The 21,795-nt window shown below is 36.9% G+C and carries 18 protein-coding genes; 1 reads left to right on the forward strand and 17 read right to left on the reverse strand.

The genetic code is table 11. From position 1 onward, the window contains the following. Window positions 1-66: 66 nt before the first annotated feature. The 3 genes from NK356_RS07920 to NK356_RS07930 form a co-directional block, all read right to left on the reverse strand. A complete protein-coding gene (locus NK356_RS07920) occupies window positions 67-648 on the reverse strand; it encodes a YdeI family protein (protein WP_034694393.1) in 582 nt (193 codons plus the stop codon). Window positions 649-766: 118 nt separating this feature from the next. Beyond that, complete coding sequence (locus tag NK356_RS07925; RefSeq protein ID WP_034694391.1) at window positions 767-1,246, reverse strand: MarR family winged helix-turn-helix transcriptional regulator; 480 nt, start codon at window positions 1,244-1,246, stop codon at window positions 767-769. Between the two features lie 2 nt (window positions 1,247-1,248). Then, window positions 1,249-1,737, reverse strand: coding sequence for a GNAT family N-acetyltransferase (locus NK356_RS07930; protein ID WP_034694387.1), 489 nt, complete (start codon window positions 1,735-1,737; stop codon window positions 1,249-1,251). A gap of 169 nt (window positions 1,738-1,906) precedes the next feature. Here NK356_RS07930 and NK356_RS07935 point away from each other — a divergent pair, with 169 nt between their 5' ends. Further along, entirely contained in the window at window positions 1,907-2,887 is a 981-nt protein-coding gene (locus tag NK356_RS07935) for a BtrH N-terminal domain-containing protein (RefSeq protein ID WP_253316661.1), read from the forward strand. 87 nt (window positions 2,888-2,974) lie between these two features. Here NK356_RS07935 and NK356_RS07940 read toward each other — a convergent pair whose 3' ends face one another. The 14 genes from NK356_RS07940 to NK356_RS08005 form a co-directional block, all read right to left on the reverse strand. Further along, window positions 2,975-4,390: an efflux transporter outer membrane subunit gene (locus tag NK356_RS07940; protein WP_253316662.1), complete on the reverse strand. Its 1,416-nt coding sequence runs from the start codon at window positions 4,388-4,390 to the stop codon at window positions 2,975-2,977. Between the two features lie 95 nt (window positions 4,391-4,485). Next, the gene (locus tag NK356_RS07945) at window positions 4,486-7,632 is read right to left on the reverse strand and encodes an efflux RND transporter permease subunit (RefSeq protein ID WP_034694383.1); all 3,147 of its coding nucleotides are present in this window, start codon (window positions 7,630-7,632) and stop codon (window positions 4,486-4,488) included. Next, complete coding sequence (locus tag NK356_RS07950) at window positions 7,632-8,819, reverse strand: efflux RND transporter periplasmic adaptor subunit (RefSeq protein ID WP_034694380.1); 1,188 nt, start codon at window positions 8,817-8,819, stop codon at window positions 7,632-7,634. The genes NK356_RS07945 and NK356_RS07950 overlap by 1 nt, the downstream gene beginning before the upstream one ends. Window position 8,820: 1 nt before the next feature. Further along, entirely contained in the window at window positions 8,821-9,276 is a 456-nt protein-coding gene (locus tag NK356_RS07955) for a hypothetical protein (RefSeq protein WP_034694378.1), read from the reverse strand. Window positions 9,277-9,392: 116 nt separating this feature from the next. Continuing rightward, the gene (locus NK356_RS07960) at window positions 9,393-9,905 is read right to left on the reverse strand and encodes a GNAT family N-acetyltransferase (protein WP_034694376.1); all 513 of its coding nucleotides are present in this window, start codon (window positions 9,903-9,905) and stop codon (window positions 9,393-9,395) included. Window positions 9,906-10,059: 154 nt separating this feature from the next. Beyond that, window positions 10,060-10,290 carry a DUF2007 domain-containing protein gene (locus tag NK356_RS07965; RefSeq protein WP_034694374.1) on the reverse strand — a complete coding sequence of 77 codons (231 nt, stop codon included), beginning with the start codon at window positions 10,288-10,290 and terminating at the stop codon, window positions 10,060-10,062. Window positions 10,291-10,351: 61 nt separating this feature from the next. Beyond that, window positions 10,352-11,677, reverse strand: a complete 1,326-nt coding sequence (lat, locus tag NK356_RS07970) for an L-lysine 6-transaminase (protein WP_034694372.1) — start codon at window positions 11,675-11,677, stop codon at window positions 10,352-10,354. A gap of 114 nt (window positions 11,678-11,791) precedes the next feature. Next, window positions 11,792-13,342, reverse strand: coding sequence for an aldehyde dehydrogenase family protein (locus NK356_RS07975; protein WP_034694371.1), 1,551 nt, complete (start codon window positions 13,340-13,342; stop codon window positions 11,792-11,794). Between the two features lie 473 nt (window positions 13,343-13,815). Further along, window positions 13,816-14,004 (reverse strand): hypothetical protein, encoded by a 189-nt coding sequence (locus NK356_RS07980; protein ID WP_034694367.1) that lies wholly within the window; start codon window positions 14,002-14,004, stop codon window positions 13,816-13,818. 84 nt (window positions 14,005-14,088) lie between these two features. Continuing rightward, window positions 14,089-14,955 (reverse strand): SPFH domain-containing protein, encoded by an 867-nt coding sequence (locus NK356_RS07985; RefSeq protein WP_034694364.1) that lies wholly within the window; start codon window positions 14,953-14,955, stop codon window positions 14,089-14,091. Between the two features lie 387 nt (window positions 14,956-15,342). Beyond that, window positions 15,343-18,612 carry a cytochrome c biogenesis protein CcsA gene (gene ccsA, locus NK356_RS07990; RefSeq protein WP_034694362.1) on the reverse strand — a complete coding sequence of 1,090 codons (3,270 nt, stop codon included), beginning with the start codon at window positions 18,610-18,612 and terminating at the stop codon, window positions 15,343-15,345. Between the two features lie 244 nt (window positions 18,613-18,856). Beyond that, window positions 18,857-20,041 carry a M50 family metallopeptidase gene (locus NK356_RS07995; RefSeq protein WP_034694360.1) on the reverse strand — a complete coding sequence of 395 codons (1,185 nt, stop codon included), beginning with the start codon at window positions 20,039-20,041 and terminating at the stop codon, window positions 18,857-18,859. An 88-nt stretch (window positions 20,042-20,129) separates the two neighbouring features. Next, entirely contained in the window at window positions 20,130-20,711 is a 582-nt protein-coding gene (locus NK356_RS08000; protein ID WP_253316663.1) for a Crp/Fnr family transcriptional regulator, read from the reverse strand. Between the two features lie 294 nt (window positions 20,712-21,005). After that, window positions 21,006-21,644: a cysteine hydrolase family protein gene (locus NK356_RS08005; protein ID WP_081906409.1), complete on the reverse strand. Its 639-nt coding sequence runs from the start codon at window positions 21,642-21,644 to the stop codon at window positions 21,006-21,008. Window positions 21,645-21,795 lie beyond the last annotated feature (151 nt).

Below are 21,795 nucleotides of genomic sequence, written 5' to 3' on the forward strand. Positions count from 1 at the left end.
TTTGGACAGCCTTTTCTTATTTTAATCACAGGCATCAAAAAATAATGTCTTGGATATTTTTACGACTTAAAAATTTTTAGGTTTTTTATTCTGGGCAGCCTGTCTGGCTATTTCATCAATACGATTTTTTCTGGTTTCGGGTCTTTTGGCAAGTACAATCCATTGCAGCAACATTTTTTTCATGGATTTGCTCAAACTTAGAAAATAGGTTTCAGAACCTTCATGCTCATTAAATGCTTCGCTCAGGTCTTCAGGGATTGTAAGGTCTTCTACAGAATCCAAAATATTCCATGAACCATTCTCTTTGGCAATTCGAATGGTTTCAAATCCTGCTTGCTTCATCAGATTATTTTCTATCAGCTTCTGAACCTTATCCTTATTAATTTTTGACCAGGTACTCTTAGGCTTCCGTCTGCTGAATAGCTGCATAAACGAGCCTTCGTCTATGGTTTTTCTAGTACTGTCAATCCAGCCAAAACAAAGGGCTTCATCTACCAGATCCGTCCAATGAACAATGGGTAAATTTGATTTTCTGGTATTACAGATAAGCCATACAGACTGCTCTATATGGTGATTCTCTTCCAGCCATTGCCTCCATTCTTCCTGTGTATTGACACAGAAGGTTTGTTTCTCTGCAATTTCTCCCATAACTTTTCTTTTATTGATGTAAAAATAGAATACTTTAGTGACAACAGTTTGTCAGTATTAAATATATAACATCCTATCATTGTATTCGAGTAAACAATTCTGAAACAGCAAATAAAAATTACTTCGAGTTCTTCACCTGCAACGCTCTCTGATAAAAAGACTGATTGGCAATTTTCTCTTCTGCTTCATCAATAGCAGTCAGCAGATTGTTTTTATTGTCGGAAATATCGCCTAAAATCTGAGCCATCAGTTCCCAAACAGGTTTCATTTTTTCAATAAGTTCATTCCCTTTTGAAGTCAGCTTAAAGAGTCTTTTACGTTCATCCTGCTTATCTTTTTCCCATTGTATCAATTCCTGTTTTTCCAGTTCTTTGAGTAGGGTTATTGTAGATGGATGAGTATATCCTATTTCATTGGCTATTTCAACAACGCTTGCTATTTCTTTTTTATAAATGGTGAAAATAACCGGAAACCATTTCAACTCGAAATCAATTCCGAATGCTTTATAGATAAGTGCTCCATCTTTCCTCAATTGTTCACTAAGGCGGTGCAGTCTGGTGGATATGGCAAGAATTCCTGCTTCGTTGATTACATTCATATTCAGTCAAGATTTAAGTGGTAAAAAACATCATCAGCACTCATCAAAGGAAATTTAACAGGAAGATCACTTTTTTCAATCTTTACAAATTCATTCCTTTCATAGAAACGCTGTGCTGCTTTCAGTACCGTTATGGTTCCCAAATATAAATCATCAATTCTGTTTTCGCGACAGAAAGAAATTAAAACTTCCAATAATTTCTGGGCAATATTCAGCTCTTTTCCTCTGAATTCTTTTTTCACAAACATTTTCCTGACCGCTCCTGCCCTTTCGTCAAATTTGACCAACGCTATAGAACCCACCAGCTCACCATCTACAAAAGCACCCCAAAAATTACCTCCGGCTTCGGTGTAAAAACTTTCTATCTGCAGAAGATCAGGTTGATCTTTAATAGTAATCGGAATATTAAACTCTTTCTGCTGAATCGTCAAAATCAGATCAATGGCCTGCTCTGAGTAGGAATTTCCTATGGGTTGTATCTGTAATTTCATAGTGTTTATATTTTAAAGTACAAAACTACGTAGTTGAATACATATATCCAAATTGATTTTACTTTTTAAAGAATTTTAACATCGAATTTAAAAGCCGGAACTTTGTATATGATCATATTTATGTAATTTTCTTTGCTCAAAAATTAATAATCAAAACATCATTTCAAAAATGAAAATAAAGAATCTGAAGGCTTTCGATGGACAGCATTGTGAGACTACTGCCACAGGAACATTATTACAACACATCGGAATTGAACTTTCCGAACCTATGCTTTTCGGGTTAGGTGAAGGTCTCGGCTTTATCTATTGGAATATGAAAACGATGGACTTCCCTTTCATCGGAGGACGAATAAAACCAGATTTGCTCACTCAGAATTTAGCCAAAAATCTGAATCTTGAATTAACGGTTAAAGAAACCTCTTCACAGCAAAAAGCATGGGATAATGTAAAAGAACTTCTTGATAACGGACAGGCAGTAGGCTTGAAATTGGATTGTTACCATCTGGAATATTTCTCAAACCCATTTCATTTTGCCGGACATTATGCTGCTATGTATGGTTATGATGATGAAAATGCTTTCCTGATTGATACCAGGCAACAAGGTGGAAAAGTACAAACTTCTTTAAAAAGTCTGGCCTTGGCACGTTCCGAAAAAGGTCCTATGGCTTCCAAAAATCTGTATTATACCATCAGGAAAACACACCCAAAATTTGATCTGGAAAAATCCATCATCACTGCAGTCCAAAAGAATGCAGCTGAATATCTGAATCCACCCATTACCAATATCTCCTACAAAGGAATTTTAAAAACAAGTACTGAAATTGTCAAATGGTTCAATACGAGTAAAGACATTGAAGGAGAATTTAAACAAGCAGCTTTGCTAATGGAAAAAGCGGGAACCGGTGGTGCTTTGTTCAGAAATTTATACCGTTATTTTTTGAAAGAAAGTTATGAATTGCTCCAGCTAAATCCGTTAAAGGCAGGTTATGAAGCCTTCACAGAAATTGCAAAACTCTGGACAAATGTGTCTCAGCTGTTTGAAAAAGTGAGCCAGACAAAGGAAATTCAATATATTCATGAGGCTTCGGATATTTTAAAAACAATATCTGAAAAAGAGAAAAAAGCGATGGAAACCTTAGCTGCTTTATAGTTTTTTTGTAAAGTCTTTAAGCTTATAATAAAAAAACGTATGCCATTTCTGACATACGTTTTTATGATATTAAATAACTAAATATTATTATTTCCAGCCTCCGCCTAAAGCCTGATAAAGCTCTACGGCTGCTTTCATTTTACTGTATCTTGCATTAGAAATGTTAAGCTCAGCATTCAATGAATTCACACTGGCATTCAACACTTCAAGATAATTCGCCATACCATAGTTCACCAATTCCTGGGAATAGTCAACCGATTTTTTATAGGCATCCAGCTCTTTTTGTTTCAATTCAATGAATGAATCCTGAACAGAGAAAACTCTGATGGCATCCGAAACTTCTTTTCCCGCAGTCAGAACTGTTTTTCTGAAGTTTAAATAAGCAGTTTCTTTATTGGCTAGACTTACGTCATAGTTCGTCTGAATCTGTCTCTTATTTAAAATCGGCTGAGCCAGTCCAGCCACTACATTGGCAAATAAAGAGTTCACACTAAACAGGTGGTCAATATCTACCGACTGTACACCTCCGCTTCCTGTCAGTTTTAAAGTTGGATAAAACTGAGCTTTGGCAGCATTGGTCAGCTCAAAAGCATTCATTAGATTATACTCTGCTCTCATTACATCCGGACGGTTGGCCAGAAGTTGAGTCGGATAACCTAATTTCAAATCGATTGGAAGATTTTGCCCTTCCAATGTAGATCTTTCGATAGAGTGAGAAGGCTCTCCCATCAGAAGACTCATAGTATTTTCTAGCAACTGGATCTGTGTATCAATATCAATCAGTAATGATTTGGCATTGAAAACAAGAGCCTCACTTTGCTGTACTGCTACTTCAGTAACTGTTCCGGAAGTTTTTAAAGCCTTAGTTGCTTCAAGGTTTTTCTCTCTTACCGCAATGGTTTCTGAAATAATTCTCTTCTGTGCATCAAATGTCAACAATTGATAATATGCAGAAGCGATGGAAGATACCAAACTGCTTTTAACAGCTTTATGCGCTGCAACAGTCCCTAAATAAGCAGCCAGCTGTGCTTTCTCCTGTGCTTTTAATTTACCCCAGATATCCGCTTCCCATCCAATACTTGCCGTGATGTCAAACTGATTCACATAACGTCTTGATCCGATAATCTGTCCAAACTGTGTATTGATAGACTGTGTCTGAAATGTATAGTTGGGTCCTATGGAAACAGTAGGCTGATAGGCTGCTTTGCTTTGTTTAAGATATGCTTCCGCAGAATTAATACTTTCCAAAGCAATTCTGATATCAAGATTGTTCTCCAGTGCTTTAGAAATATGCCCCTGTAATATCGGATCCGTAAATATCTCTTTCCAAGAAATATCGGCAATACTAGCACTGTCCGAAGGAAGCATATCCGTACGGAACAGCTTTTCGTCTACAACATTCTTCGGTCTTTCATATTCTTTTCTTGCCATACAGGATGAAATGGCGCCGAGTATGAAAACTGAAAAAGTGATTCCTTTTATGATGTTTAATAAACTCTTCATTATAAAAAATTAGAAATTAGATGTTAGAGGCCAGAAGTTAGATAGAGCTTTAGACTAATTTCTAAATATCTAACTTCTAACTTCTCTAATTAATTTTATTCTGCTAAATTGATATCTTCTTTTTTGATAGGTTTGATCTTCTCCTGCAGTGTTTCAAAAATCACATACAGAACCGGAATTACAAATAATCCCAAAACAGTTCCTATCAATAGTCCGATTGCCGCACCCGTAGCGATAGATCTGTTACCTACTGCTCCAATTCCACTTGCCAGAACTAACGGCAATAAACCGAAAATAAAGGCGAATGATGTCATTAGAATAGGTCTCACCCTGGCTTTCGCTGCATTGATGGCTGACATTACAATGGTTTCACCGTGATGTCTTCTCTGAACAGCGAATTCAACAATAAGAATTGCATTTTTCGCCAGTAGTCCCACGAGCATGATCAGGGCAATCTGGAAGTAAATGTTATTTTCCAGTCCCATAATCTTCTGGCCGAAGTAAGCTCCCATTACCCCAAGAGGAAGAGAAATAATAACAATCAGCGGAAGGATATAACTTTCATACTGCGCAGAAAGGATAAAGTAAACGAAGATCAAACTTAGTCCGAAAATCAGAAGTGTCTGAGATCCTGAATTTAATTCTTCTCTGGTTAACCCTGTAAATTCTACAGCATAGTTTTGATTCAGGGTTTCATCCGCCACTTGTTGTACAGCAGCAATCGCATCCCCGGAACTGTATCCGTCAGAGTTTGCTCCTGTCACCTTCACGGAAGTAAACAGGTTATAACGGCTTACAGATTGTGGTCCATAGGCTTTTGTTAATGTTACAAACTGTGAGATTGGAGTCATGATCCCTGATCCTGTTCTCACATAGAGCTGATTCAGATTGTCAATATTCTTTCTGTTCTCAGGAAGAGCCTGAACCATCACCCTGAACTGCTTTCCATACTTGGTAAAGTCGGCAGTATAAATACCTCCAATATACCCCTGCATAGTCGCCAGAATGTCGTTTACAGAAACCCCAAGCTGCTTGCTCAGAGGAACATTAATTTCCATCTGATACTGAGGATATTTTGTATTGAATGAAGTCTGTGCAAACTGAATTTCCGGTCTCTGCATCAGCTTACCGATGAATTCATTCGTTTTAGCATCTAAATCAGCATATTCACCTCCAGACTTGTCCAGCAATACCATTTCAAAACCGGCACTGTTACCAAATCCCGGTACACTTGGCGGTTGGAAGAATACCACTTTAGCATCAGGAACAGATCCTACGATTCCAAATAATTTTTTGGTGATATCTTCAGAAGTCTGTCCGTCTTTTTTTCTTTCTTCGAATGGTTTTAGTTTCACAAAGGCAAGACCGTTGTTACTTCCGTTTCCGGATAAGAATCCTCTACCCGTAGAAATTGTTACATTCTGTACTCCCGGAACTTTTAATGCTTTTGCCTGAAGTGTTTTCAGAGCATTATACGTTCTTTCCATAGAGGCTCCCGGAGGAAGCTGAACATCTGTAAAGATAATCCCTCTGTCTTCTGTAGGTACAAAACCTTTCTTCATGCTGCTGCTTGCCCAGAATAAGATCCCTCCGGTAACAGCAAAAATAATTAAGGTAACCCATTTATGTCTTAACAAGAATACAAATCCTCTTCCGTAACGCTCAGTAGTTGTTTTAAAAGCAATATTAAACTTATAGAAAAACTTCTGTAACAGATTCAGGCTTTGATACTCTTTATGATGCTCTGCGTGAGGTTTCAGGAATAATGAACATAAAACCGGACTCAGCGTTAATGCGTTAATAGCAGAAATGATGATGGCAATGATCAGCGTAATACCAAACTGCTGGTAGAATACCCCTGTAGGACCAGTAATAAACGTTACAGGAATAAATACTGCCGCCATTACCAAAGTAATAGAAATAATAGCTCCTGTAATCTCATCCATTGCTTCTACTGTGGCTTTTTTAGCATCAGAAATACCATGTTCCATCTTGGCATGAACAGCCTCGACGACGACAATGGCATCATCCACCACAATACCAATAGCAAGTACCAATGCAAATAAGGTTAAGAGGTTCAATGAATATCCGAAGAGATTCAGGAAGAAGAACGCCCCCACAATAGATACCGGAACCGCAATGGCCGGAATCAGCGTAGATCTGAAGTCCTGAAGGAAAATATACACTACAATAAATACCAGAATGAAGGCTTCGATCAGGGTATGTACTACCTTTTCAATAGAAGCTTCCAGGAATTCGTTGGTATCAAAGTTAAAAGTATACTTTACACCTTTTGGAAAAGTTCCCTCCGCAGATTTCAGATAGGCTTTGATATTTTTAATAATCTCCTGTGCATTAGATCCCGGCGTCTGGAAGATCCCCATACTGATGGAAGGATTGTTTCCGTTCTCCCCGATTCCTGTATAAGACTGTCCTGCCAGTTCTACTTTGGCAACGTCTTTCAGCATCAGGTTTTGTCCGTTTGCAAGAGATTTGATGATGATATTATCGTACTGTTCTTTATCGTTGAATTTACCTACATATTTGATGATATATTCAAAAGAACTTCCACTGTTTTGTCCGATAGAACCTGCAGCAGCTTCTCTACTCTGCTCATTGATAGCATTGGTAACATCCGTAGGAGTTACACTGTAGGCAGCCATTTTTGCAGGATCCAACCAGATTCTCATGGAATAGTTTTTACCACCGAATACGTTGGCATCCCCTACACCATTTACCCTTTTCAGGTTCGGAATAATGTTGATATTCAAAAAGTTCTGAAGGTATACGTCATCCAAATCTTTATTTTCAGAATAGAAAGACATATACATCAGGGCACTGGTCTGCTGCTTCTGGGTTACAACCCCTGAACGTGTTACTTCAGATGGCAAAAGAGGTGTTGCTCTCGCTACACGGTTCTGTACGTTTACCGCTGCAATATCCGGGTCTATTCCTTGCTTAAAGAAAACCTGGATCTGAGCAGAACCGTCATTCCCGGCACTGGAAGTGATATAATCCATACCTTCCACTCCGTTGATCTGTTCTTCCAAAGGGACTACCACACTTTTCATCACCGTCTCAGCATTGGCTCCCGTATAGTTCGCGGAAACACTTACCGTAGGCGGCGCAATATCCGGATACTGTGTAACCGGTAACGAGATCAGCCCTAGCACACCGAGAATCACAATCAAAATTGAGATTACGGTAGATAAAACCGGTCTGTTAATAAAGTTTTTTATCATTAGAATTTCGGTTTTATAGATTGAACAAGACTATCCATTTTAATTGGCTTCGGCTTCACAGCAGTTCCCGGTTTCAGACCTCCGATACCGGCTGCAATAACCGTTTCTCCTTTATTAACTCCTGATTTAAGAAGAGCCATATTGTCAATTCTGTCGATAACATTTACAACAACGTTTCTGGCAGTATCGCCTTTTTCTACTTTGTATACGTAAACGATACCTTGTTGCTCATAAGTAGCACTTTCGGGTACAACAAGAACATTATCGTAATGCTGAGGGAATCTGATGGTTCCACTGTTACCATTACTTAATAATTTCTGAGCATTCGAGAAAGCAACTCTGAACTGGATAGTTCCGGTTGTAGGATCAATCTGACCGGTAATGGCTTCAATTCTCCCTTTTTCAGGATAAAGACTTCCATTGGCTAACTGAAGTTCCACCATGGGTAAGTTTTTAATTTTCTCAGGCATAGATGCACCCGGAGATTTTTCAAGGAAATCAAAATATTCCTTTTCATTCATCGCGAAGTAAGCATAGATCTCAGACGTATCTGAAATTGTTGTCAGAGGTGTCTGATCAGACGGCCCTACCAAACTTCCTACTTTTAATGGCAGTCTTCCGATCACCCCAGAAATAGGAGCACGAATGATAGAATATTCAATATTGGCTTCTACTCCTTTATAATTCGCTTCAGCCTGTCTTTTGGCAGCATTTGCCTGTTGAAGCTGAGCCTGAGCCTGAGCCAACTGAGCCTGGGCAGTCTGTAGCTGTACGTTGCTGATGATATTTTTCTGAACCAGAGGTTTTAGTTTGTTTACTTCAACCTGTGCTGCATTTACAGAAGCCTGAGCCGCTGCAACACTGGATGCTGCTGCACCTATTCCTGCTTTGGAAGCTGCTGCATTTTCGTTCAGGATATTGGTTTCCAAACGGAACAAAGGCTGCCCTTTGGTAACATATTGTCCTTCATCTACCAATACCTGGGTAATATACCCTTGTATTTTTGCACGTACATCATTGTTTACTCTACCCTGAATGGTAGCCGGAAACGTCTGATAACCCACTATATTTTTTGACTCCACGGAAACAACCGGATACGGCTTGGCACCATCCTGTTTCGGAGCTTCTTTTTTGCAGGCTGTCAGTGAAAACGCTGCAATGGAAAGTATAACTAGCTTATTATTCATTTTATAGTTTATTAAGAGATTCCTGAATATTTTCTATGTTTTTATTTAAGAGTGCTTTGTAAACTTCTATTCTTTCGTTGTATCCATCATCTTTACTTTTTTTAAAATTGTTTAAATCATCTAATAGTCTTAATTCGTCCTGCATCTTTTGGACAATTTTTTCGAATCGTATTTTCTTGTATTCATCATTGATGAAAAAATACCGTTTCCGCTCATCCATTTTGTTATGGTCTACGATAAGCTGGGCATTGAGCAGTAATGAAATACTGGTAGAAACAGAGCTTTTGCTCGCAGAGAGCACTTCAACAAATTCGTCAAAAGTAATTCCTACTTTCTCATAGTCGAAAAGAAGGTAGGAATAAATTTTTGATGCTAAAGGGGGTAAGCTGAACACGGTGCCATAGAATTTTACGGCATCTTGAAAAATTTTTTCATCAATTTCTATACTTTGGTGCATAATATAAAAATTTGAACAAAAGTAGAAATTAGTTCAGAACCAAACGAACAAACCTGATAGAGTTTATAAATACAGGGCGTTTTAAAAATTCAATGAAAGTTGATTTAACTTTTTGATTAAATTATAATCTTCTCAAAAGCTTTCCTCATTCCGTCTCTCAAAAGAACTTCTCCACAATAGGAGTAACCTCTTCCTTCAAGGATTTTCAACATGGCAATATTGTCATGGTTCGTATCCACTTTAATACTTTGAATTCCATGGGATTTGGTAAATTCTTCAATCTTATCAAAAAGTTTTTTAACCATACCCTGCCCTGCAAATTTTTCATCTACAGCCACTCTGTGAACTACAACAAATTCACCATCACTTAACCATGCTCCTTCAATGGTGCTGTAAGCGGGTTCATCATTCATAATAAGTGCTGCATATACTGCAATCTCGCCATCAATTGTCATAACGTGACCAAATCCTTTCGCAATATCGCTTTCCACTGTCCCGAGATTAGGGTATCCGTTCTGCCATTGGGTACTTCCATCCTGTCTTCTTCTTTCAATGGACTGCTGGATGATTTCCCAAATAATGTTTCTGTCTTCAATTTCCGCTTGTCTTAGTTTAATCTCCGGATTCATGTTGTAAAATTTGATTAAAAGATTGATGTAAGAATTAAAAGAGTTACTGCTTGTTCAATTCTTAAATCAATGGTTTATAATTAATTAAAAAACCGAAAATTAATTAAAATTAATTTTCGGTTCGAAGTAGTAAAATTTAAAATTATGAAATTGTTTATTGATTTTCACTTTGTTGAAGGTAAGCATCAATAATTTCAAATGCTTTTTTTTCTTCTTCCAGATCTACCATTACTTTCAGCGAAGTGGCTGTTGGCGTAGTGGTAAACGTAAGATAGTTATTTTCAACGGTATTTGCAATTTGCGCATCATCCAATTTAGACTTAACCAACTGAATTTCTGAAGGGTTATCACTTACATAAACTGATACTCTCGTACTTCTTTCCATATTCTAATTGTTTGAGTATCTAAATATACGATGTTTTTTTCAAAATTACAAATCCCGGGTTTTAAATTTTATTAATATTGTTTTCAATTTTATCTAAAGCAAGTTGGATTTCTTCTTTAGTAACATTCAAGTGAGGTCTGAAACGAAGAGACTGATCTCCACAAGGAAGAATGATTAATCCGTCATTGAAAAGCTCATTCATCAGGTGGTTTCTCTGCTCTGCAGTAGGAAGATCAATAGCACACATCAAGCCTCTTCCTCTTGCGTTTGAAATTTTTTCAGGATATTTTTCAGCAAGAGCTTTTAAGCTTTCCAGTAAGAAGTCTCCAACTACTCTTGCGTTTTCAACAAGATTTTCTTTCTCAATCACTTCCATTACCAACTGGAAACGAAGCATATCGATAAAGTTTCCTCCGAATGTAGAATTGATTCTTGAGCTTTCTCTGAAAACATTGTTCGGAACCTGATCAAACTTCTCTTTATTGGCTAAAACCCCACAAACCTGAGCTTTTTTCCCGAAAGAAATGATATCCGGTTTTGCTGTAAAATGCTGGAAAGCCCACATTTTCCCTGTAATAGCAATACCTGTCTGAACTTCATCAAAAATAAGTAAGATTTCGTTATCATCACAGATTCTTCTTAATCCTAATAAGAATTCGTCTCTGAAATGATTGTCACCTCCTTCAGCCTGAATAGGTTCAATGATGATACAAGCCACTTTATCAGGGTGCATCAAAATTGCCTCTTCAATCTGAAGTAAAGCAAGATTTTCATTTTTGATGGTTTCTTCAAGGTTTTCTTCAGTAATCGGGAATTTTAATTTTGGATTTAAAATTCTCGGCCAGTTAAACAGCGGGAAATATTGGTACTTTCTTGGGTCAGAAGTATTGGTTAAGCTCAAAGTATAACCACTTCTTCCGTGGAAAGCCTGTTTGAAGTGAATACAGATTCCAGCTTCAGTATCTAATCCTTTTTCAAAGTTTTTGCGGGTTTTCCAGTCGAAACATGCCTTCATTGCATTTTCAACTCCCATTGTTCCGCCTTCGATAAAGAAAGCGTATTGTAATTCTTCAGGGATAACTACTCTTTCAAATACTTCAAGGAAATGAGCGTATTCTTCTGAGTAAACGTCAGCCAAAGTAGGTTTGTTCACCGCCATTCTTCCCAACCATTCTGATCTTTCAACAAGATAAGGGTGATTGTATCCGATGGATGCTGATGCAAACATAGAGAACATATCCAGGTATTCTCTGTCTGTCAGTTTATCATAAAGCCAAGATCCGTGTGATTTTTCAATATCCATCACAAAATCGAAACCGTCTGCCAACACATGTTTTCCTACTGTTTCTTTTACTTTATTTGCTTTTATATCTAATGTGTGTTCCATAATAAATTTGTAGTGTGATTTAATAAATGAATGATTAAATGACGCTAATAATACAGCATTTAACCATTCAGGTTATTAATTTTTTTGTTTTTTTGAATACTTTAAGTAAAGCTTTTATAAATCAAATTTAATCCCTTGTGCCAAAGGAAGTTGTGCAGTGTAATTTATAGTATTGGTTTGTCTTCTCATATAGTATTTCCAAGCGTCAGATCCTGACTCTCTTCCTCCTCCGGTTTCTTTTTCACCACCGAAAGCTCCACCAATTTCAGCACCGGAAGTTCCGATATTGACGTTGGCAATACCACAGTCTGAACCTGCATGAGAAAGGAATAATTCTGCCTCTCTTAAGTTCTGAGTCATGATTGCAGAAGACAATCCCTGAGGAACATCATTCTGAATAGCGATCGCTTCCTCTAATGTTTTGTATTTGATCAAATATAGGATCGGTGCAAAAGTTTCGTGCTGAACAATCTCATAAGAGTTTTTCACTTCAGCCACGCAAGGTTTTACATAGCATCCGGATTCGTAATCTTTACCAGATAAAACTCCACCTTCAACAACGAATTTCCCACCTTCTTTTTTACATTTTTTGATAGCTTCTTCGTATTGATTTACGGCATCAGTATCAATAAGCGGTCCTACATGGTTTTTCTCATCCAATGGATTTCCGATTTTCAACTGACCATAAGCTTTTGCCAATCTTGTTTTCACTTCATTATATACACTTTCGTGGATAATCAGTCTTCTTGTTGAAGTACATCTCTGACCAGCAGTTCCTACAGCTCCGAAAACAGCTCCGATAATCGACATGTCGATATCAGCTTCTTTAGTAATGATGATCGCATTGTTTCCACCTAATTCAAGAATAGACTTCCCGAATCTTTCTGCTACTTTAGAAGAAACCATTCTTCCTACTCTTGTAGATCCTGTGAAAGATACCAACGCTACTCTTTTATCATCTACCAGTTTCTGTCCGATTTCGTGGTCTGATACCAATACACTTGAAACCCCTTCAGGAAGATTATTTTCCTTCAGAACTTCCATCATGATATTCTGGCATGCAATAGCACAAAGCGGTGTTTTCTCAGATGGCTTCCAGATGGTAACGTTACCACAAATCCAAGCCAGTGCAGTGTTCCAGGACCATACAGCTACCGGGAAATTGAATGCAGTGATAATCCCAACAACTCCTAGCGGATGGTATTGCTCATACATTCTGTGTCCAGGTCTTTCAGAGTGCATCGTGTACCCCTGAAGCTGTCTTGAAAGTCCTACTGCGAAGTCACAGATATCAATCATCTCCTGAACTTCACCAAGACCTTCCTGTAATGATTTACCCATTTCATAAGAAACAAGTTTACCAAGATCGTCTTTATATTCTCTTAATTTTAAGCCCAGCTGTCTTACCATCTCTCCTCTTTTTGGAGCCGGAATCAGCCTGAATTCCTGAAATGCCTTTTGAGCAGTTTCAATTACTTTGTCATAATCACTTTCTCCGGAAGTTTTTACTTTAGCGATCAATTTTCCGTCCACAGGAGAAATGCTTTCTATCACCTTTCCTGAAGCGAAATATTTTCCGCCCACTGAAGTCCCTTTGTTCTCTTCTTTGATACCAAGATTTCTAAGTGTTTTTTCAATTCCGAAATCCTTTACTTTTTTTGACATAAAATCTTACTTTTCGTTCTCTCTAAAGATAAAAATATTATGTGAACCTCAAAACTTTAATTTTTAATAGGCTTTTTATTTGGACTAATTATAAACATGCTTATCTTTGCAGGGTAATCTTTTTGATAATCACCAATGGAAAATTCACAAGAAAACAACTCAAAGCTTAAAAAGTGGTTCAAGCGTGTGGGATGGGCAGGATTAGCTTTCTTTACCATAAAAGGCTTAATTTGGCTCGTTATATTCTACGTTGGAGCAGATAGCCTTCAGAGTTGTATACAATAAAAAAGCAGAGAAAATTTCTCTGCTTTCTTTTTGGTAGAAGGTTAACCGAATTATTATTTCTTTATTGAAAGGCTAAAAAAGGAGGTCTTTTTTATATTTTCTCTAATTTAAAAAAAGGGAAAATAAAGGATTTTATTGAAAATATTTCCCAAAAAGATTATTTTTCTTCTGCCTTTCGTCCTATTAAACTACTCTTTCTTCTTTCTCCCTGCATTCACCAGGCTCTGATGCAACAGGTATTCTATCTGTCCGTTCACACTTCTGAATTCATCATTGGCCCACTTTTCAAGAAGTTTATAAGTAGACTCATCTATCCTTATCACAAAGGATTTTTTTCCTTTGCTTTCCGAAGAGTTCTGAGCTTTTTCTGATTTCATTTTCTAAATTCTCTAACATTATTTCTGACTATTTTTAGTGTAAAAGTTATCTGCACTAAAATCTAACTGTTAATTGTTCACTTCTTAATTATAAAGTGTTCCCGCATTTAATATTGGGGTTGCTGCTTTTTCACCGCAAAGAACCACCATTAAATTACTTACCATTGCCGCTTTTCTTTCATCATCAAGATCTACGATATTTTCTTCAGAAAGCTTTTTCAATGCAAGGTCTACCATTCCTACCGCTCCTTCTACAATCTTAGTTCTTGCAGCAACGATAGCTGTCGCCTGTTGTCTCTGAAGCATGGCTCCTGCAATTTCTGAAGCATAAGCCAGGTGTGAAATTCTTGCCTCCTGAATCACAATTCCAGCCTTTGAAAGACGATCTGTAAGTTCCTGTTCTAAAATAGAATTAATTTTATCTCCTCCTTCTCTCAATGTAATAGGAGCATGATCATCTTCCAAATTATCATAAGGAAAGCTCATCGCCAAATGTCTTACAGCCGCTTCACTCTGCATTTTTACAAAATCTGAGTAACGCTCCACATCAAAAGCCGCTTTATAAGTATCTCCTACTTTCCATACAATTACAACTGCAATTTCAATAGGATTACCCATTTTATCATTTACTTTCAAAGTCTGACCTTGTAAATTCTCCGAACGTAAAGACATTTTCTGTGACGAATACAAAGGATTGATAAAAAACAATCCGTTCTCTTTTACACTTCCCACGTATTTTCCAAAGAAGTTCAATACTCTCGAATGGTTAGGCTGAATAATCATTAACCCTTTTAAGAAAAAGCACGAAAGAAGAAAGCAAAGCATAGAGATAACCACATAGGCTATACTTTGATCTACTCCACTCACAAAGAAGTATACTGCTGCAACAAACAAGGCCAGGCAAATGACCAATGTAAGATAACCCGACATGGGTTTTAATGTTTTTTCCATGATTGAATTTTAATTTGATATTATTTTGATATCATAAAGATAGTAATGAATTTTGAATTACAAGTGAATAATTTTGTTTTTTTGAGGTGCGAGTTTCGGGGTTCGGGATACAGGGTTCAGGTATTTTAGCTAACGCAAAGTTCGCGAGGTTAATTCATTAGGATGTATTTTATTTTTGTTCGCAAAGCCACTTCGTTTAGCTAAGACCAATAATTTCTGTGCTGAGTGAAACGTCTTTGCAAACGATATTTTAGCATTATCAAAATCATTGCGACCCTTAGCGTTTAGAAAACATCAACTCCTTATACTTTACAAAGCACAAGAAATAACAAGACAAAAAAATCCCGGAAAGTGAATTCCGGGATTTTAGTGTATGTATTTAAAAGTCTATTTCTTCGTTAAAGCTTTAAACTTGATATAAGAAACAACTGATAGAAGGATCATTGTTCCGATTCCGATGTATACCCAAGCTGGTACTGGTACCGGATCTCCTGCTGCGTATGAGTGAAGTCCGCTAAGATAATAATTAACTCCAAAGTAAGTCATTACCATTGAACAGAATGCAAACATTGTTGCTACGTGAAATGCCCATCTGCTTCTCAATCCAGGTACTAATCTCATGTGCAATACAAATGCATATACCATAATGGAAATGAAAGCCCATGTTTCTTTCGGGTCCCAGCTCCAGTATCTTCCCCATGATTCGTTGGCCCAGATTCCTCCTAAGAAGTTTCCTACTGTTAATGCAAACAATCCGATCGTTAATGACATTTCAGAAACAATTACCAATTCTTTTAATGTAGTATCGTGGTGAATTTTATAGGTTTCTTTATTGGATATAATATAGAATACCAATGAGATTACCGCAATAATCATCGAGAGTGCGAAGAATCCGTAACTTGATGTAATAATAGCTACGTGAACAATTAACCAGTAAGATTTCAATACCGGAACAAGTGGTGTAATCTGCGGATCAAGAGCAGAACCTCCGTGTGCAAATCCCATCATGATAACTGCTACCATAAATCCGGCTGCAGGAATTAATGCATTAGCATTTCTGTACAGGATTAAACCTGCTGTAATACCAACCCAAGAGATAAAGATAATGGCTTCATAACCGTTACTCCAAGGTGCATGTCCTGAAATATACCATCTTGCCACAAGTCCTAGGAAATGCAATAGATATCCAACTAAACCAACCGCAATAATTACTTTAATTACTTTGTTTAGTATTTTATTTGATTTGAATAATTCAACAAAACCTAGAATCAAAAGAAGACCACCAACAAGCGTGTAGAAAATCAACAGTTTGAAGTTGATATCTGCTTTATTCATGAATACTTCAAGATCAACTTTAGATTTAGCAGGAACAACTGCTTTACCCCATTTCTGCTGGTATTCTGAAAGCTTCGCCAGTTCTGCATCTGCTTTGCTCCAGTCCCCTGTTTTCTGTGCTGTAAGCGCTTCTGCAAAGTAAGGTCCCATCACCTGCTGAGACTCCATATCCGGTTCGAATTTCTGGTCTAACCATGAATGCCATGTATGATTGGCGTCATTTTTCACAGGAACAATTCTCATAAACTGACCACTGAAGAACTCATTGAAGATCTGTACTCTTTCGTTTACAGCAATTACTTCTTTATCATAGTTCGTTTGTTCAGCCGGTTTTTTACGGAATGCAGTATTGTAATCATGCTCCAGAATATAATTTAAGTTTCCGTTAGCATCTGCCGGGAAAAGGTTCATCAGTGAAGTATAACCATCTTCATCTGCCTTTGTTTTATTTTTCAGTTCATCACCACCTTTAGGTCCTACTTTGATCATAGGAACCATTGTCCAGCTTGGTGTGTCTGTATTGATAGAAAGAAACCATTGGTTAGCCGTAAGAGACTTCCCGTCTGTTCCTTTGAATTCGTCTTTTTTGTATAATTTTCTTAAAACATCTAATGCTTCTGTGTTGATAGGAACAATTCTTCCTTCAAAACTTTGCACCAAAAGATATCCGAATTTATCAGCATGTTCTTTGCTGATTTTGTTTCTTGCAATGATTTCATCCGGAGAAATAGATCTCATTTTCCCCATTGGAGTTGCCAGAGAGTTCTGCTTTGGAGCAGCACCATCAAGTGGCTGGGCAGACGGAGCCGGAGCGTGAGAATGGTTATCTCCTTCCACGTGAATATGTTCTCTGCTTCCGTCAGTAGTTCCGTGAGTTTCGATTTTTTGAGCATTTAAACCTAAACTTAAGAACAATAAAAGTATACCTGCTGCTTTCTTTTTATTAACGTCAGCCAGCATTTTATTTAATTTCCAGAAATGAGTTCCTTTCCAGAAGAAAATAACAAACATTCCAAGGAATAAAAGTCCGTATCCGATATAAGAAATCAAAGTTCCCCAGTAATCGTGGTTTACAGAAAGAACGGTTCCCATTCTGTCCGGATCAAAACTCGACTGGAAGAAACGGTATCCTTTATGATTAAGAACGTGGTTCATATAGATTTTATAAGGAGTTTCTTTACCTTCATCAATGATTTTCACATGGCTTTCGTAAGCACTTGGAGATGAACTTCCAGGATACGTTTCCATTACGAAGTCATCCAGTTTCAATGCGAAAGGGGTGTTGTATACTTTAGGTCCGAAACCTACCATGATGTTTAAGCCATCCATCGTCACCTGCTTGTACGCATTTGGGTTTCCTTTTTCAACCGAAAGGTCAACAATTTGTTTGGTTTTTGGCCCCTGAAGCTCAATCTGAAGCATATCAGGAACATTGGCATCTTTCTTTCTGTCGCCTTCAATAGCCATCAGTCTTCCTTTTTTAAGACCTTCAGGAACTACAAGCTTCAGTTCGTTGATGGTATATAAACTTCTCAATGCCAAAGGTTGGAATTCATCTTTCACTGTGGTTCCAGTTGCCTGCGTAGCCATGGTCATGTAGTTTGCATCTACAGGAGTTTTGATGAATAATTTTCCGCCTTCATTTTTGAATTCAACAGCTCCTTCAATCGCTCTGTTGAATGTCACCAAAGTTCCGTTGATGGATTTTGTTTCTCCCGGTTTGATGTAAATGTTTTGTCTTCCGGTGTTTCCGGTAGAAACCAAATGAAGATACTCTGCTCCGTTTGGCTCAGCTACAAGGCTGTCTTTTTTTCTTTGGATGTATTCCTTGGCAAACACTTTCACTTCTTTTCCGTGGAAGTCATAAGTTGCTTTTAGATCCTTGTGTAAAGGAGACATCAGATAAGGAACATCCTGATAATTCAGTACATCACCCTTTTCTTCGATCTGAATTTTAAAGAAATTTTTATCGGTTACGATTTCGTTGGATGTTTCACCTTCTCTGATGTGCATTGTTCCTTCGAAACTGATGTATCTGGTGATAGCACCACCAATAAAAATAAACACAAAGGCAAGGTGGAAAACAAGAACCGGCCACTTATCTTTTTTCCACAGTCTGTATCTTCCGATATTTCCTATGAAATTGAGAATCAGTAAGACCATGATCAGTTCGAACCATTTAGCCTCATAAATTAATGCTTTTGCTGTAGGAGTTCCGTAGTCGTTTTCTAAGAACGTTGCATAAGCCATCGCGAATGCGTACACCAGCAACAATACAGCCATTGTCCTGGTTGAGATAAGAATATCTTGGAGCTTCTTCATGATTTATTGTACTTGACATGCAAAAATAAGCATGATAAACCACAAAGAGCTTAAAAAAAGCTGTTTTTTATCACTTTGGCCTCGGTTTTGCTTATTTTGAAACATTCTTAATAAGCCCGAAAACATTAGGAAAAATTCAATTTTTAAAAATGTGAAAATTCGGATTTATATTACCTATCCAGATAATCGAGACACTCTATTTCTCTCCTGCTGTTTTTACCGCAATTAATTGATATAAAACTCATTATAACCCCAACCTGTAACCCGCCTCCATTTTTAATTTTATTTCGCCTATTAATTCATCAATCCCACAGAATGATTCATCCATTTCTTTCGCTTTTAAAAACATATTCAGTGCATCCTGGTACTCCATTTTTCTCATATGATAAATTCCCCAATTTTTATATGCATCGGCATTTTGAGCATCAAGCTTTAATGAATCTTCAATATCCCTGAGTCCTTCTTCATAGAGGTCTAAATTAATCTTTGCAAGTCCGCGGTTATTATAAGAATATGAAAATTTTTTATCCACTGAAATGGCTTTGGTTAATAAAGGGATAGAGTCTTCATATTTTTCAAGAAGAATTAATGTATAGCCTTTATTATTTAAAGCAAATTTATTGTTAGGATCCATTTTCAAAGCTTTATCATAATATTCAAGAGACTCTTCCAATGTTCCTGTTTCAGTAAACGTTAATGCAAAATTCGTCCAGTCATCTGCAGTCATAGAAGGATTATTTTCTTTGAATTGAACAGCGATTTCTTTTGCTTTTTCATAATTCTTACTGTTAATATGGGATACTATTGCCATCCGATAGATATTGAGATCTTTTGATTCCTGTAATAAAGTATCAAAAATGGATGCAGCTTCAGGATACTTCTTCTCATGAAATTTATATACTCCTTCTGTATATTCTTCAGGGAGTTTTCTCTGCCGGATAAGATTGATGATAGCCCTTCCATCATTAAAAATCGATCTTCCATCACTCATACAAATAGTTTTCTGGCTCGGAAAAATATTGATCAAAAAATCAATTGCTGACGAAACCATTAATACGATGAAAAATAACGTAAGAAATTGAGTATTTGCAATGATAAAATAAGAGAGTAACGCTAATAATAAAGAGGCAGCCGGCCCTCCAAACACATATAAAACATGCTTATTGACCGAAAATCTTTTCTCTTCAGATTCACACAGCCCTCTTCCCCATTTAAGAGGATTTTTAAATATATAAAAAGAAAAATCTTTGAAATTGACAGGAAAACTGTTATCCTTATCTCCATAAGAACCAATAAAGACATGTACTTTTTTTCTTGTAATCAGCCACACGGTAACAGCATGTCCCATTTCATGAAAAAAAACCGTTAAAGGCCTGATCAATGCTAAAAAGACGAAAATAAAAATTCCAGGGACACCAAATAATTCCATTAAAAAAAGTCTTCAATCAGTTATTAATTATCATTCTTTGTCATATTGAATGCAATTTTTGAAATGACAAAAAACTGTGGCAATATACTTATTTTTCCGATGATATTTTCTTCCTGATTTTACTTAAAAACTCATGGGTGATACCAAGATAAGATACCACCTGCTGTTGGGTAATTCTCTGTTCCAGTCCAGGATACTTTTCAAGAAATTCAAGATAGCGTTTGTCTGCCGTTTTACCCGTTAAGGAAAGAATTCTCCTTTGCAGCGCTACCGAAGATTTCTGGTTCATGATTCTGAAAAGCTTTTCTATCTGTGGCATTGTTTCATACAGATCTTTCTTATCGTTTTTAGAAATCATCAATACTTCACCGTCTTCAAGAGCTTCAATATTCAGAATACTGGGAACGTTATTGATAAGACTGTCAATATCTGTAATCCACCATCCTTCCACTGCAAAATATAAAGTCTGCTCAAATCCGTTTTCATTGAGATAGTAGATTTTAAAGCAGCCACTCAGCACAAATCCTTCAAAAAGACAATATTCTCCTTCTTTGAGAACAACCTCTTTCTTTTTAAACGCTTTGAGTTCAAAAGGTTTTATAAACTGCGTAAGATCCTCTTCTGACAGGTTGACGTATTGACTGATATTTTTAAGAAGTAAATCGGACATGGGATTATTTAAGCAAAATAAAGGTATCAAAATTATTGACACCTTCATGGAATTAAGTTAGGTTAAGTTATTTTTGTTCCTAAGCAATAGAACTTCAATTTTTGTTGGGTAAATGCTAAGGCGCAAAGTTTTATCATACATATTGTTTATTTTAAGACGCAAGAACATTTCGACTTCGCTCAATGGAAGATTTTCAGCAAGATGACCTGTTTTAAATTTTATCGGAGATAAAATCTTTGCGCCATATAGCAAAATTTTTAATATCATTTTGCGCCCTTGCGTATCCAAAGAAGCCTACTTGCTTAAAAATTCATTCGTATTTATTATACCAGCATAAAGACTTCCAAGAGCAGAGATCCCGGCCAGAAAAGACTTTTGTACATCTGCTGCTTTTACCACTTCCCCATTCAATTCCCGGTTTCTGGTTGCTGTTGCATCTCCGATAATCATATTATGAAAACCAAAATCGAAAGCAGCTCTGGTAGTTGCTTCTACACAAACATCTGTCATCATTCCTGTAATCACCAGATTTTTAATTTTCTTTGAGTGAAGATAATTCAACAGATCTGTTTCCCTGAAACTATTGGGAAAATGCTTAACGATAATTTTTTCATCTTCCTTCGGTAAAACCAGATGGTTGATTTTAGCTCCCTCTGTATCCGGAAGGAAAAACGTTGCACCATCGTTGGTAGAAATATGCTGGATGTGAATAACAGGCAGATTGTTTTTCCTGAAATATTCTAAAATACTTCTGGTATTTTCGGCAGCCTGTTCACTTTTTTCCAGTGTCATCTTTCCTCCCGGGAAATAATCATTTTGTACGTCGATAATGATTAATGCAGTGTGTTCCATTTTTTGTTTTTGTGCGTTCATTGTAATCATTGAAATTAATATCAGACCTAAGGTCAGAAAAGTTGTGAATGTATTTTTCATATGTAAAATTATAGGTCAAAATTACAGACACTTCAAGTCCTGACCTTTGAACTAGTTCAAAAAGCACTATTGAGATACAATAATTTCTAATATTGTTATTTTTTTTAATCTCCTTCTATTTAAATCGAAAATTTTATTATCTTTTTTAAAG

Source organism: Chryseobacterium sp. S0630, from assembly GCF_024158915.1.
Classification (GTDB): domain Bacteria; phylum Bacteroidota; class Bacteroidia; order Flavobacteriales; family Weeksellaceae; genus Chryseobacterium.

Excerpts from the sequence above, each read along its gene's own strand:
- NK356_RS07920 (WP_034694393.1), bottom strand. The coding sequence starts at position 648 with ATGGGAGAAATTGCAGAGAAACAAACCTTCTGTGTCAATACACAGGAA.
- NK356_RS07925 (WP_034694391.1), bottom strand. The coding sequence starts at position 1,246 with ATGAATGTAATCAACGAAGCAGGAATTCTTGCCATATCCACCAGACTG.
- NK356_RS07930 (WP_034694387.1), bottom strand. The coding sequence starts at position 1,737 with ATGAAATTACAGATACAACCCATAGGAAATTCCTACTCAGAGCAGGCC.
- NK356_RS07935 (WP_253316661.1), top strand. The coding sequence starts at position 1,907 with ATGAAAATAAAGAATCTGAAGGCTTTCGATGGACAGCATTGTGAGACT.
- NK356_RS07940 (WP_253316662.1), bottom strand. The coding sequence starts at position 4,390 with ATGAAGAGTTTATTAAACATCATAAAAGGAATCACTTTTTCAGTTTTC.
- NK356_RS07945 (WP_034694383.1), bottom strand. The coding sequence starts at position 7,632 with ATGATAAAAAACTTTATTAACAGACCGGTTTTATCTACCGTAATCTCA.
- NK356_RS07950 (WP_034694380.1), bottom strand. The coding sequence starts at position 8,819 with ATGAATAATAAGCTAGTTATACTTTCCATTGCAGCGTTTTCACTGACA.
- NK356_RS07955 (WP_034694378.1), bottom strand. The coding sequence starts at position 9,276 with ATGCACCAAAGTATAGAAATTGATGAAAAAATTTTTCAAGATGCCGTA.
- NK356_RS07960 (WP_034694376.1), bottom strand. The coding sequence starts at position 9,905 with ATGAATCCGGAGATTAAACTAAGACAAGCGGAAATTGAAGACAGAAAC.
- NK356_RS07965 (WP_034694374.1), bottom strand. The coding sequence starts at position 10,290 with ATGGAAAGAAGTACGAGAGTATCAGTTTATGTAAGTGATAACCCTTCA.
- lat (WP_034694372.1), bottom strand. The coding sequence starts at position 11,677 with ATGGAACACACATTAGATATAAAAGCAAATAAAGTAAAAGAAACAGTA.
- NK356_RS07975 (WP_034694371.1), bottom strand. The coding sequence starts at position 13,342 with ATGTCAAAAAAAGTAAAGGATTTCGGAATTGAAAAAACACTTAGAAAT.
- NK356_RS07980 (WP_034694367.1), bottom strand. The coding sequence starts at position 14,004 with ATGAAATCAGAAAAAGCTCAGAACTCTTCGGAAAGCAAAGGAAAAAAA.
- NK356_RS07985 (WP_034694364.1), bottom strand. The coding sequence starts at position 14,955 with ATGGAAAAAACATTAAAACCCATGTCGGGTTATCTTACATTGGTCATT.
- ccsA (WP_034694362.1), bottom strand. The coding sequence starts at position 18,612 with ATGAAGAAGCTCCAAGATATTCTTATCTCAACCAGGACAATGGCTGTA.
- NK356_RS07995 (WP_034694360.1), bottom strand. The coding sequence starts at position 20,041 with ATGGAATTATTTGGTGTCCCTGGAATTTTTATTTTCGTCTTTTTAGCA.
- NK356_RS08000 (WP_253316663.1), bottom strand. The coding sequence starts at position 20,711 with ATGTCCGATTTACTTCTTAAAAATATCAGTCAATACGTCAACCTGTCA.
- NK356_RS08005 (WP_081906409.1), bottom strand. The coding sequence starts at position 21,644 with ATGAAAAATACATTCACAACTTTTCTGACCTTAGGTCTGATATTAATT.